Genomic DNA, 12,114 nt, shown 5'->3' with positions numbered 1-12,114 from the left:
AAAGAACAAGGATTTGGCAAGTGGTGCTAAACAACCAAAAACCAAATTCCCAAAAAACTAAATAAAAAGATGAAAGTTGGTATTATCATGGGCAGCAAATCTGATCTGCCAGTTATGCAAGATGCAGCAGATATTTGCAAAGCCTTTGGTGTTGATTTTGAAATTACGGTAGTTTCTGCGCACAGAACGCCAGACAGAATGTTCAATTATGCTAAAGAAGCAGCAAGTCGTGGCATTAAGGTCATTATTGCTGGTGCTGGTGGTGCAGCACATTTGCCTGGCATGGTGGCTTCCATTACTACTGTTCCTGTGATTGGCGTTCCTGTAAAATCATCCAACTCCATTGATGGCTGGGATAGTATTCTTTCTATTTTGCAAATGCCAAACGGTATTCCCGTGGCCACCGTGGCTTTAAATGCGGCAAAAAATGCAGGTTTATTGGCCGTACAAATCTTGTCTACTGCAAAGCCAGAATTAGCTGAGAAAATGCAAGCCTACAAAGATGATTTGAGGCAAAAGGTGGAGGAAACTGCCGCTGAAATGGAAGGTTAGTCCGCAAGTCAGGAAGCTAATAGTCCGTAAGTTGGGGAGAATAGAATTTGGAAGTCTGAAAGGTAAACTTTCGGACTTTTTCTGTCTTACGGCTTTCGTCTATCTAATTCAAATTAGGGTCAACAGGGAAATTGCTCACATGAGCATATTTGGGGCCTAAGTTAATAATCACCTCTTTCCACAGCTCTTCTTCATTATGAGAAAAGATAGTGTCTTGATGGTATTGGTCTGAAACAATCCAAGTATTGGTAGCTATCTCCTCTTCTAACTGGTGGTTGCTCCAGCCTGAATAGCCAAGGAAAAATTTAACTTCATCTTCCTGTATGGTGTTGTTGTTCACCAACAATTTAAGGGTTTCAAAATCACCGCCCCAGTACAAACCAGGCATAATTTCCTCGCCGCTATCCATTTTGTCAAAACAACGATGGATGAAATGAACGGTATCTACCTCTACTGGCCCGCCAATAAACACTTGAAAATCAGCCATCCATAAATCTGGAATTAGGTCCTTTACGACTAAATTACTCGGCTGATTCAAAATAAAACCAACAGAACCCTCTTCGTTATGTTCCGTCAATAAAACCACCGAGCGCTTAAAATTGGGATCGGCCAAAAAAGGTTCCGAAATCAACAATTTTCCTACTGATGGTTCTAACAAGCTTAACATATTGGTAAAATAACAAAAAATATTCGCAAGTCTCCAAATATGATTGTGCGCACAGGTCACATATTTCTACTTAAATATTAAAAACTTTATCACTAACAAAAGCTATTTTTGCTTCATGAAGGTCAGTAAAGAAATGATACAAAACTTAAGGCAAGACTATAAAGCTGCCGAGTTAAGTGAAAAAGATGTAGTTAAAAATCCAATAGCGCAGTTTGAAAAATGGTTTGAAGATGCGGTGAATGCCGAAATTTTTGAGCCTAACGTGATGACACTGGCTACCGTAGATAAAAGTGCACGACCGAATGCCAGAATTGTGTTGTTAAAAGGCTTTGACGAAAATGGCTTTAGCTTTTACACCAATTATCTGAGTCAAAAAGGTAAAGAAATAAAGAAGAATCCTTATGCTTGCTTGGTCTTTTTCTGGGCTGAACTGGAACGTCAGGTGAGAATTGAAGGCAGAATTGAAAAGTTGGACAAGGAAACTTCCGAGCAATATTTCAATTCCCGTCCGCAAGGAAGTCAAATTGGGGCTATCGCCTCGCCTCAAAGTCAAGTAATTCCTAACAGAGATGTTTTGGAACAAAAAGTGGAAGAATTGACCAAACAATACGAAGGAAAAACGATTCCAAAACCAGCACACTGGGGCGGTTACATTGTAAAACCTACATCAATTGAGTTTTGGCAAGGACGCTCAAGTCGTTTACACGATAGGATCAAATATACTTTTAGTAACGGAAGCTGGAAAATTGAACGTTTAGCACCGTAGAAAAGTAGAAAGTAGAAAGTTAAAAGTGTTAAGTAGAAAGTGCAAAGCGTACATCTCTAAATTCTAACAAACTAAAAAACAAACCAACTAACCAACCAAAAATAATGAACCAAGCAAAACATCCTAAACAGCTCTATCTTCTATTTTTCACCGAAATGTGGGAGCGTTTTTCGTTTTACGGCATGAAAGCTTTGCTTTTAGCCTATATGGTAACGCAATTGAAATTTGATGAGCCAAAAGGTTATGCCATTTTAGGTGCTTACTCAGCGTTGGTGTACACCATGCCTATGTTTGGCGGTATGCTTGCCGATAAGTTCTTGGGCTATCGACGGGCGATTATTTTTGGTGGTGTAATGATGGCCATTGGACACATTGTACTGGCTATCCCTCAGGATTGGAGTTTCTTTTACGGGATGGCTTTCATTATTTGCGGGAATGGTTTCTTTAAACCCAACGTTTCTAGCTTGGTTGGAACTTTGTACGACAATAACGACCCAAAGAAAGATAGTGCATTTTCTTTGTTTTATATGGGCATTAACATTGGTGCAGCTTTAGGTGGTTTACTTTGTGGCTACGTTGGGCAAAAAATAAACTGGCATTTTGGTTTTGGTTTGGCTGGTATTTTTATGGTACTAGGCTTAATCATCTTCATCATAGGAAAAGCTTCACTCAAAGAAAAAGGCTTGCCCATTACTAACGATTTAAACAAAAAAATAGCGGGCGTTTTAAAGGTAGAACATGCCATCTATCTACTTACCTTACTTGCCTTACCTTTAATTGTTACGCTTTTTAACTATTACGAAGCGTTGGATAGCATCATGCTGGTACTTGCTGTAGTATCTGTGGCTTATATCCTTTATCTATCGTCAAAGCTAGAGAAAGAGGCTAAATTTAAATTGCTTTCGGCATTAACCTTAGTTGTGGTTTCTACCTTGTTTTGGGCCTTTTATGAGCAAAATGCTGGTTCATTAAACTTATTCGCGATGCGGAATGTAGACATGCACGTTTTTGGTGTTGAACTTCCAGCACTTTCTGTAAACAACTTTTTGCCACCGGCATGGGTAATCATCATGAGTTTGATTTTTGCTGCTTTATGGCCTTGGCTAAATAAACGAGGATTAGAACCTTCTACCCCAGCTAAATTTGCACTTTCTTTCATTTTTGTAGCCATTGGATTTTTCACCTTCTATCTAGCCTGTCAAGCTAGCTTAGGTAATGGCTTAATTCCTTTGCTTGCCTTTGCAGGCGGGTATTTCTTCATCATTTGTGGTGAGATGTGTATTTCTCCCGTAGGCTTATCCATGATTACGAAGCTTTCTCCAGTGAACATTGTTGGTTTAATGATGGGGATTTTCTTCTTTTTCACAGCTATTGGTGAGTTTTTGGCTGGCAAAATTGGTGCTTTGATGGCTATCCCTAAAAATGTAATCGAAGCGAATAACCCAGTGCTGTCGTTGCCTTATTACGCTAACGTGTTGCTTCAAATTTCCATTTATTCGGCGGGTATCGGTTTGTTTATCTTCTTACTGGTGCCTGTATTGAAAAAATGGATGGGCGATATTAGGTAGTAATCTGCATTAAATAATACAAAATTGTGATAAAATTAAATCGTTATAATGATAAAAATAATTAGATCAGTAAATTTTATTTTTATCTTATTATTTACAATTAGCTGTGATTCAGTATTTTTTAAAAGACATGAATTTGAAAATGAATTTAAAAACCATATAGCAAATTCTGATTCTGTTTTATATGATGGAGATTTTTTACATCCAACTTATGCATTTATAAAAAATGGGAAAATTAAAGGTATAGAATTCAATGCCAATCCTGAATGTGGAAAGTATATCGGAAGATATTTTTTAGATGAAGACGAAAAAATATCAAAAATAATTCTTGACAAAGATTTTTTCAGTGATCATTGTGGAAAACCATTTGATTCTATATTCGTAATAAATCTACCTTCAAAACAAATAAAAGCCTACACAAAATCCACAGACGGAAAAAAAATTATTGATGACAAACTTGTTGAAAATGCAATAATCAACATTGATGATTATAGAGAAGAAATAAAAAAATGGCACTATAGAGAAAATTAATCTATTAATTATGCCATTAATCCTATCTAAAAGTTTTTACTTTTTTGCCATACATTACCCTGTATTTACATTGCCCCTTTTTAAAATAATAACTCGACTGGCTTTAGCTCATAATTATTGAACGCAAAACTTCAACACTCAGCCTTGAAATTAATTCAATACCATTTAACACAAATTAACGGATTAGCTTAGCAAAAACATCAGCTTAATTTCGTTACTTTCGCAAATCGAAATTCGTAAAATTTAAAATCGTAAACAACCTGTGTCCGACAGCCTAGTCATCATCCCCACTTATAACGAAAAAGAGAATATTGAAAAGATTATTCGCAAGGTTTTCTCTTTGCCCTATCATTTCGAAATCCTGATTATTGACGATGGCTCCCCTGACGGCACTGCTCAAATTGTAAAAGGTTTGCAAAACGAATTTCCCATGCTTCATATCGAGGAGCGCAAAGGAAAATTGGGATTAGGCACTGCTTATATCCATGGTTTTAAATGGGCGCTGGAAAGAAACTACGAGTACATTTTTGAAATGGATGCCGATTTCTCCCACAACCCTGATGATTTGGTGAGATTACGCGAAGCTTGCGTAAATGGTGCTGATGTAGCTATTGGCTCCAGATATGTGAAAGGTGTAAACGTCGTAAATTGGCCAATGGGCAGGGTGTTGATGTCTTATTTTGCTTCCATGTACGTACGCATCATTACCGGCATTAATATCCAAGATGCAACGGCAGGTTTTAAGTGTTATCGTAGAAAGGTGCTGGAAACCATCCCGATGGAAAAAATCAAATTTGTAGGTTATGCCTTTCAAATTGAGATGAAATTTACCGCCATTAAATACGGTTTTAATGTAGTAGAAGTGCCTATTATTTTCACCGACAGAACCGAAGGAACTTCGAAAATGAGTACCCGTATTTTCCGAGAAGCATTTTTAGGGGTTATCCAAATGAAGGTGAATAGCTGGTTCAGAAATTATAATAGATAGTTGTTTGGTTGGTTGGTTAGTTTTTTGGTTGTTTAGAAATCATTAATAACAGCTTTTTAAGCTTTCCCTTAGTGAGCTAAATATTCTTTACCCAATATCTCCTTCTAATTGGATTTGTTAGGAAAGCGATTAATCCAACAACATAAAATAGAAACGGAAAAGCGCCAAGATAACGCTGAAAAGTATATCCTGTATGATAACCATCTTCATCAAGATAAAGGAGGTCACTTAGCGGTTGCGTAAATTCATAATCTTTTAAATCAGATGCATTTGGCGCTTCAAAGAAGTAGTAACATAGCCCGTAAAGAAAAAGACATATTCCATATATCCAAGACACTTTTGACTGATAAAACGTTACAAAAATGAAAGACAAAGGCCATAGGATTTCATGGTCTCGGATACGAATACCTAGCGAAAGATTAACATAAATCCTTATCGTTAACATAGACAAGAAAAGTAACACCACACCAATTTTTAAGACTTGAATTGTCCTATTAGTTTTCTGCATTTTACTTCTCTCTAGCATTAAAATAATTGGTTAGTTTTTTGGTTGTTTAGACATTATCAAATTCGCTAATTATCCAATTATCACATCATTTCTCCCTCTTATTGCTCCTCAGCATCAAACCAAAATCCTGCTTTTTTGCCATCGCGTCTACAATCATAATCAAGCGTTTGGTTCTGGTTGCTTCTGTTTTGGCGGTATTTAACCAATTGATAAAATAGTTTTGATGCGCTTTGGTATAAGAAAGAAAATGCTCCAACAAGCCGTCTTCCTGTGCTAAACAAACTTCTAAATCTTCGGGCATTTCAATCTTAAAATCTACATCGTGTTCCAAAGAAAGATTAACCACATTTCCCTCCTCCTTCCGTAACTGTTTACGGAGTTTTGCATCAAGTGCTAAAATAAAATCTCCTCCACCCATCGGAATTAAACTTTTCCCTTGAATAGACACTTGGTCTATCTCCCCACGAACCCGCATCCCTCTTCGGTCATTGGGCTTAATCTGTTGTGCAATTTCTTCGGGTACAAAAACATAGCTCCACCCAGTTTTCTCGCCATTGCTTTCAAACTTTTCTATCTCTGCTTTGAAATTTACCATCATATAAAGTAAAAACTAAAAATACAGATTTGAAAATGATGTCCACCAAAACTCAAGAAACAAAATAGAAAGCCAACGACTAGCAAATTCGACTCAAACTAGAAATTAGCCCTAGATTTGGCATAATCCCGTCATCATTTAACTGAAATTGGCTTTTAAGCAAAATAAACCCTACTTTTAGGATATATGCAAAGCGGATTATACCATATCAATCTTGAAAATTACCTAAAACAACAGTTAGGTATCAGTTTTCGCATGCATAATATCTTCCTTTCTATTTTTCACAGCTTAGGAAATGTCTTGTTAAAAAGTTCTAAGGACTTTATACATTAATCCCTAGCTTCACAGCGAAGCAGGGACAAATCTGAAAAAAGGAAAATCATTTACACTTAATTAAACATGTTATGCGCTTGCTAAAAGCTGCTTTCATGCTTATTATTATGGTTGATGTCTTTATTATTTTCTTAGCACTTATTTTTTTACACCCATTATTGGTTCTAATTTTTATTGCAGTTAGTGCTGTGTTAAAAGGCCTATATAATCAATTTAATAAGCGAAAGCTACACAAAATTCATCCGTTGGTAAAAGACCAACTTTTTATTAATCATTAATTTCTTTCATCATGAATATTGGAATCACCAATACTCCTATTATATTAACCACAGGTATTTACGACTTACTCAAAGAGCAAATCAAAAAACACACCTTTAATAAAAGCAATGCTGAAAAGCTTGCTGTGGAGTTAAAAAATGCCAAACAGGTGCTTCGTAAAGAACTTCCTGAGAATGTAGTCGCCATCAATACTTTGGTAAAGCTAAAGAACTTAAGAACTGGCGAGGAAGTAGAACAAAAATTTGTATCTCCACAGAAAGCTCGTAAAAAGAATTCCAAGACATCTATTCTTTCGCCCATTGGTATAGCTACCTTAGGTTACACTACAGGTGCAATTGTACAATGGGAATTTCCTGAGGGAACGGAAATGCTCCAGATTTTGGAAGTTAGTAAGATGTAGGCTATTGAGTATTTCTTTTGAATAGCAATTCCTTAAATTAAACCTAACAAAAAAAAGCCTGCCAAAAATGGCAGGCTTAATTAAAGAGCGCTTCAGACAGATTAATATTTATTTTTTGATGATTTTTTGAGTGTTTACCATTGCATTTCCTATTAATCTGATAAAATACATTCCCGTTGGATAGTCACTTAAGTTAAGCTTAATTGACGTTTCGCTTGGTTTAATTTCCAGTTTTTGCAATCTTTTTCCATTCATATCTATCACCTCAAGGTGTTGGTAACTATTGTGCGGAAACGAAGCTGTCACCGCATCGTAGGTAGGATTTGGGTAGGCAATGATTTTGGTTCCATCTACAGAAAAATTTAAATCTCTAATGCCCAAATCGTGTTGATCCCCATTATCATCAATTTGATAAAGCTGATAGTAGTTCACACCAATCATTGGCTTAGAATCTATATATTGATAAACATTCACTTTGTCGCTGTTCCCATTCCCTTTAACCTCTGCAATTTTAACAAATGAAACCCCATTGGTAGCTCTATAAATATGATAAGCTGCATTGTTGCGTTCTGTAGCGGTCTTCCATTCCAATAAAGCGCCATTAGCGGTAGCCTTAGCATTAAAGCTGATCAGATTGACGGGTAGCGGATCTTCTGTAATCTGGATTTGCTGTGTACTTACTGCTGCCTCATAATTGAGATTCGCATCTTGATTAGCTGTAATAGTTACTGATCCCATGGTCATAACTTTCAACTTCCACTGTCCGTTTAAGTCCTGATAAACACTAGCGATATTTGGATTGCTACTGTTGAATGTAACTGGCAAACCAGCAGATGACGTAGCTTGTAAGGTATAGTCGGCATCGCCTACTTTTAACGCTGGAACGGTAGCAAAATTAATGGTCGGGGCAGCTTTTGAAATTTGAAGTGCAAGACGTTGTGATACGCCAAAATAGTTGTCCGTTTCTGGAATACGTACTTCCAGTTCGGTATTCCCCACTTTAATCGCCTTGATAAACGGGATGTTAGTGAAATCAATATAGGGGTCCAAATAGTCGTCTAACAAATCAAATTGAATATTTTGAAAGTCGATATCCGAATTGGTTTCTAAGGTAAAGAGACGTGTATCGCCATATTTTGCACTCACTACATCGCTTGCTGTATAAACGGTGTCGTCTACTTTAAGCACTAAATTGGCTTGCGCTTTTCCTACGGTTAATGTAAAACTTACGCTTGCTCCTTTATCATAGTCTGTTTCTGCCTGAGTTGCCGTAATAGTAATGGTTCCTGCAGCATGAATGGTTACATTACTTCCTGAAATAGAGGCAATATTGCTATTGCTACTACTGTAGGTAAATGTCCCACTACTGCTTGAAGTTGGTGTATTAATTTGAAAATCACTATCTCCGTACGTTTTTTGAAGATGAGCATAACCCGTAATTTGGGGCATACGCTTATCTACATCCACTCTAAAAACCAAGCTATCTGCTTTAAAAACCTCTGTAGCAGCTTGCACGGCCATCACAAATGCAAAACCAGGCTTTTTTATACTTACGGTGTTACCACTTAGACCAACCACTTCCTGGTCATTAATTATTTTAAAAGTAAAGGAACCTGAACTGGAGCTAACGGGATTCACCAGTTGAAAATCTTGCTCTCCATAAATTTTACGTACCAATGGATAAGACTGGTAAATAGGTTTTACACCTTCAAACTCGTATGCTCCTAAATCTGGCTTTGGCCCTAAAACCCTTTGATTACCAATCAAATCTATTTTCAATGAAGCGGGAACAATACTCAACTCTCCCTTGCCTTGTGCAGGGCTACCGTTTGCAATGCGATAATCGTCTGTAGTTTCCGAAATGAAGACTGGATTTAAATTATAAATATGATTGATTGCATCTTGGCTGTCATATCCACCAGAAATAATATTATCTCTTACTACAAAATTTGCGCTGTTTTCATTGATGATCTGCCCATTTGGTCTATTGTTCCAAACAATACTATTTCGTAAAAATCCAGCAGGAGAATTTTGATTATAAATCGCTGCCCCATTACCTACACCTGCCACCACGTTATTGGCAAACGTACAATGAAGAACATCTGAAGAACTATTTGCGGTATTTAAAATAGCACCACCATAATTTGCCCAATTCTTATAAAATAAACTATTGGTAATTTTTACATGGCTGTTAGCGGTATTAAAAACACCTGCGCCATCATATTCTGCATAATTATTGGTAAAAATGCAGTTCTGTATCTCGGCCAAACTGTTGTAGTTATAAATAGCAGGCCCTTTTTTGTCTTCGATTAATCCATTAAAACCGATGCCATTTGAACATCCGGAAACAAAGGTAAAACCATCTATCAAAGTTTGAGCATTAACATCTTTCAGATAAAGAATATGATAACTGTTGTCATCATACCTGAAATAACCTTCTTGGTCATTTTGATTTAAGTCGCCAGATAATGTGGTGACATTGGCAGCTAAGTTTCTTTCGGTTGGAGAGCTTTCAGTGCCCGCAAATCCACCAATCAATTTAACTCCAGAAGGAAGCGTAAAGAAAGAATATCTATCCCCAGATAATGATGGTACATAAGTTCCCTTAGCTACCCAAATTTGCTTCACTTGGTTATCAGCTTGGGCATGATTAATTGCTAAGTTTAAGTCATTTATTGCCGTTGCCCAGTTATCGCCAGACGTGCTGGTCTCTATTTTGCTTTTATCTACAAACAAAATTCCTTCGGGACTTGGATGAAGTGGTGGCTTGATGACTACATAGTAATCTTTAATTTGCCCACCTTTGATTACACAACTATTGGTTGGGCCATTTGCTTGGTCAGCTATCACCCGAAGTCTTAGGGGCGTATCAAATACTACTCCTGGCTGATTGATTGAAAAATAAACATAATGTATTGATATTTCGTCAGGTCCGAGTGCCTCTCTTGAAGAATAAATCAGTTCATTCGCATCAAAAATGCCATTATTATTTACATCGACAAAAACGGTCATCTTTTGTAGCTTAAAAGCTCTTAGCTCTAAAACATACGCCTTTTGGTAGTTAAGATAAGTTCCCAAATCATTTGCATAATTGACATAAGTATTTGAAGAAGTGGCATTATTGATTGCTGAGTAATGTGATAATGTATTCAGTTTCACACTCATGATACCCTTATTCGGTGATAAATTAGGATCAGTAAGTGTAGGATTACAAGATGCTGGAATAACGTTTTTTATGGTTCCGCTAATTTGTATGGCCATTTCGACTGTTGTTTCTTGCGGCGAGGAAGATTTAACTCGCAATTTATAGTGATTACCCTCAGGCAATTGATAAGGCAAATGAAAGTTAATTTCACCTGAAGAACGGGTTGTATACATCCAGCCTATCTCACGCTCATTGACAAAGTTACCATCAGCATCTGATAAGTAAACCTTGATCTCGTTATTGCTATCGAAATTTTGTTTTGATTGATAAGCGATGGTGTAAGCTTTACCTCGTTCATAACTAGTTAGGATAGAACTTTGGTCGATAGCTAAAGTGTTTCCGATCAGCTTAATCGCCCAATAATCAATCCCCGATTTATAAGCAGCTTTGTCGCCTCCGGACGAATCGCTGTATCCGGCCACCAATATGTCTTGATTTGCCAATGGGATAATAGCTTTCGCATAATCTTGCCCATACGAGCCTAAAGTTTTATCCCAGAGCTTATTTCCGTTAACATCTATCTTCACAATCCAAATATCTTCATCTCTCCAACCATTTTCACTTTTATCCCCTTTTATTCCTACGCTATTTATATTTCCTGCTAGCAAAAAACCGTCGCTAACAGCGCTCATTTTCATCAATTGGCTGGTTGCATTATTATAAGTCCCGTAGGACTTATCCCATTGTTGGCTTCCATCGGCGGCAATCTTTACGATCCAATAATCAAAATTATTCTTCTTCAATGCAGCTCTATCGCCACCCACGCCTGATGAACTATAACCCGCTAGCACATAGCCTCCATCGGGTGTTTGCAACAAATCGGAAAAAGCATCAAACCCTATACCTCCAAAGCGCTTATCCCACTGCTTGTTTCCCTGTGAATCGGTTTTAACCATCCAGTAATCGGCGGCACCTCTTGAAGCTTCTGTCCTATCGCCGCCTATACCTCCTTGGCTAGTACAACCTACTAAAAATCCGCCATCGGCCGCGGTAATCACTACCGGCATGTCTTCTACATTGGCGGATCCGTAAGTTTTATCCCAAATGATATTTCCATCGGTGTCTGTTCTGACAAGCCAAATGTCGTCAGCACCTCTAGATGGCTCCGTTTTTTGATTACCAGTATCCGTTGAAGAACTTGCCGCAAAGATCAATTGTCCATCATTAGTTATGGCTACGCTATTGAATCTAGTTTGACTTTGTAAGATATCAGGACCGCCACCATTAAAGGTTTTATCCCATAACAAATTGCCAAGTGCATCTAATTTAAAGGCCCAGGCATCCTCAAGCCCCATTTTTACAGAATTTTTATTGCCAGATATGGGCGATTTACTCCAGCCTGCAAATACAAAACCTCCATCGGGTGTTGCTTTCACATCAATAATGTAATCATCTTCCGTTCCACCAACACTTTTATCCCAAAGTTTTTCTCCAGAAGCATTAAGTTTAACTATCCATGCGTCAACTTTACCATTGCCCTGCGAAGTTTTATCCATATTAATTGGACTATTGCTAGTACCCGCTAAAAGGAAGCCGCCATCGGCAGTTGCAATGGCACCAAACAAACGTTCCGTATTTACAGCTCCATAAGTTTTTTCCCATAGAATAGCTGGTCTACTCTGCGCAAATGCGTTACTGATGTTGGCTAACCAGATTAAAAATAAAAAATGAATTTTAAAGTAATTGCAGAAATGCCTCATACACAAGTTTTTCAGCAAAACT

The 12,114-nt window shown here is 37.5% G+C and carries 10 protein-coding genes; 6 read left to right on the top strand and 4 right to left on the bottom strand.

Translation table 11 applies throughout. From position 1 onward, the window contains the following. The first annotated feature begins 69 nt into the window (after nucleotides 1-69). Nucleotides 70-552 carry a 5-(carboxyamino)imidazole ribonucleotide mutase gene (purE, locus tag ABDV71_RS09695; protein ID WP_343532252.1) on the top strand — a complete coding sequence of 161 codons (483 nt, stop codon included), beginning with the start codon at nucleotides 70-72 and terminating at the stop codon, nucleotides 550-552. A 103-nt stretch (nucleotides 553-655) separates the two neighbouring features. Here the strand turns inward: purE and ABDV71_RS09690 are convergent, their stop codons facing one another. Next, nucleotides 656-1,219, bottom strand: a complete 564-nt coding sequence (locus ABDV71_RS09690) for a YqgE/AlgH family protein (protein WP_343532251.1) — start codon at nucleotides 1,217-1,219, stop codon at nucleotides 656-658. A gap of 115 nt (nucleotides 1,220-1,334) precedes the next feature. On the opposite strand from ABDV71_RS09690, the gene pdxH reads away from it, so the two are divergent. The 4 genes from pdxH (at nucleotide 1,335) to ABDV71_RS09670 (ending at nucleotide 5,072) form a co-directional block, all read left to right on the top strand. After that, nucleotides 1,335-1,985 (top strand): pyridoxamine 5'-phosphate oxidase, encoded by a 651-nt coding sequence (pdxH, locus tag ABDV71_RS09685; RefSeq protein ID WP_343532250.1) that lies wholly within the window; start codon nucleotides 1,335-1,337, stop codon nucleotides 1,983-1,985. A gap of 104 nt (nucleotides 1,986-2,089) precedes the next feature. Beyond that, entirely contained in the window at nucleotides 2,090-3,553 is a 1,464-nt protein-coding gene (locus ABDV71_RS09680) for a peptide MFS transporter (protein WP_343532249.1), read from the top strand. 48 nt (nucleotides 3,554-3,601) lie between these two features. Next, nucleotides 3,602-4,084: a hypothetical protein gene (locus tag ABDV71_RS09675; RefSeq protein WP_343532248.1), complete on the top strand. Its 483-nt coding sequence runs from the start codon at nucleotides 3,602-3,604 to the stop codon at nucleotides 4,082-4,084. 262 nt (nucleotides 4,085-4,346) lie between these two features. Next, the gene (locus ABDV71_RS09670) at nucleotides 4,347-5,072 is read left to right on the top strand and encodes a polyprenol monophosphomannose synthase (RefSeq protein ID WP_343532247.1); all 726 of its coding nucleotides are present in this window, start codon (nucleotides 4,347-4,349) and stop codon (nucleotides 5,070-5,072) included. A 76-nt stretch (nucleotides 5,073-5,148) separates the two neighbouring features. On the opposite strand, the gene ABDV71_RS09665 is transcribed toward ABDV71_RS09670, so the two are convergent. Together ABDV71_RS09665 and ABDV71_RS09660 are read right to left on the bottom strand one after the other, a co-directional pair. Beyond that, complete coding sequence (locus tag ABDV71_RS09665; protein WP_343532246.1) at nucleotides 5,149-5,598, bottom strand: hypothetical protein; 450 nt, start codon at nucleotides 5,596-5,598, stop codon at nucleotides 5,149-5,151. Between the two features lie 67 nt (nucleotides 5,599-5,665). After that, nucleotides 5,666-6,178: a YdeI/OmpD-associated family protein gene (locus tag ABDV71_RS09660; protein WP_343532245.1), complete on the bottom strand. Its 513-nt coding sequence runs from the start codon at nucleotides 6,176-6,178 to the stop codon at nucleotides 5,666-5,668. A gap of 619 nt (nucleotides 6,179-6,797) precedes the next feature. On the opposite strand from ABDV71_RS09660, the gene ABDV71_RS09655 reads away from it, so the two are divergent. After that, nucleotides 6,798-7,187: a GreA/GreB family elongation factor gene (locus ABDV71_RS09655; RefSeq protein ID WP_343532244.1), complete on the top strand. Its 390-nt coding sequence runs from the start codon at nucleotides 6,798-6,800 to the stop codon at nucleotides 7,185-7,187. A gap of 108 nt (nucleotides 7,188-7,295) precedes the next feature. On the opposite strand, the gene ABDV71_RS09650 is transcribed toward ABDV71_RS09655, so the two are convergent. Then, on the bottom strand, nucleotides 7,296-12,092 hold the full coding sequence (locus ABDV71_RS09650) for a T9SS type A sorting domain-containing protein (protein ID WP_343532243.1): 4,797 nt from the start codon (nucleotides 12,090-12,092) through the stop codon (nucleotides 7,296-7,298). Nucleotides 12,093-12,114 lie beyond the last annotated feature (22 nt).

The sequence above is a fragment of the Pedobacter sp. genome, assembly GCF_039594775.1.
In the GTDB taxonomy this organism is placed as follows: Bacteria; Bacteroidota; Bacteroidia; order Sphingobacteriales; family Sphingobacteriaceae; genus Pedobacter.
The sequence above is the reverse complement of the archived record's forward strand: the minus strand, read 5'-3'. Positions and strand labels throughout refer to the sequence as shown.

Coding starts and splice junctions, on each gene's coding strand:
- purE (WP_343532252.1), top strand. CDS start 70: ATGAAAGTTGGTATTATCATGGGCAGCAAATCTGATCTGCCAGTTATG.
- ABDV71_RS09690 (WP_343532251.1), bottom strand. CDS start 1,219: ATGTTAAGCTTGTTAGAACCATCAGTAGGAAAATTGTTGATTTCGGAA.
- pdxH (WP_343532250.1), top strand. CDS start 1,335: ATGAAGGTCAGTAAAGAAATGATACAAAACTTAAGGCAAGACTATAAA.
- ABDV71_RS09680 (WP_343532249.1), top strand. CDS start 2,090: ATGAACCAAGCAAAACATCCTAAACAGCTCTATCTTCTATTTTTCACC.
- ABDV71_RS09675 (WP_343532248.1), top strand. CDS start 3,602: ATGATAAAAATAATTAGATCAGTAAATTTTATTTTTATCTTATTATTT.
- ABDV71_RS09665 (WP_343532246.1), bottom strand. CDS start 5,598: ATGCTAGAGAGAAGTAAAATGCAGAAAACTAATAGGACAATTCAAGTC.
- ABDV71_RS09660 (WP_343532245.1), bottom strand. CDS start 6,178: ATGATGGTAAATTTCAAAGCAGAGATAGAAAAGTTTGAAAGCAATGGC.
- ABDV71_RS09655 (WP_343532244.1), top strand. CDS start 6,798: ATGAATATTGGAATCACCAATACTCCTATTATATTAACCACAGGTATT.
- ABDV71_RS09650 (WP_343532243.1), bottom strand. CDS start 12,092: ATGAGGCATTTCTGCAATTACTTTAAAATTCATTTTTTATTTTTAATC.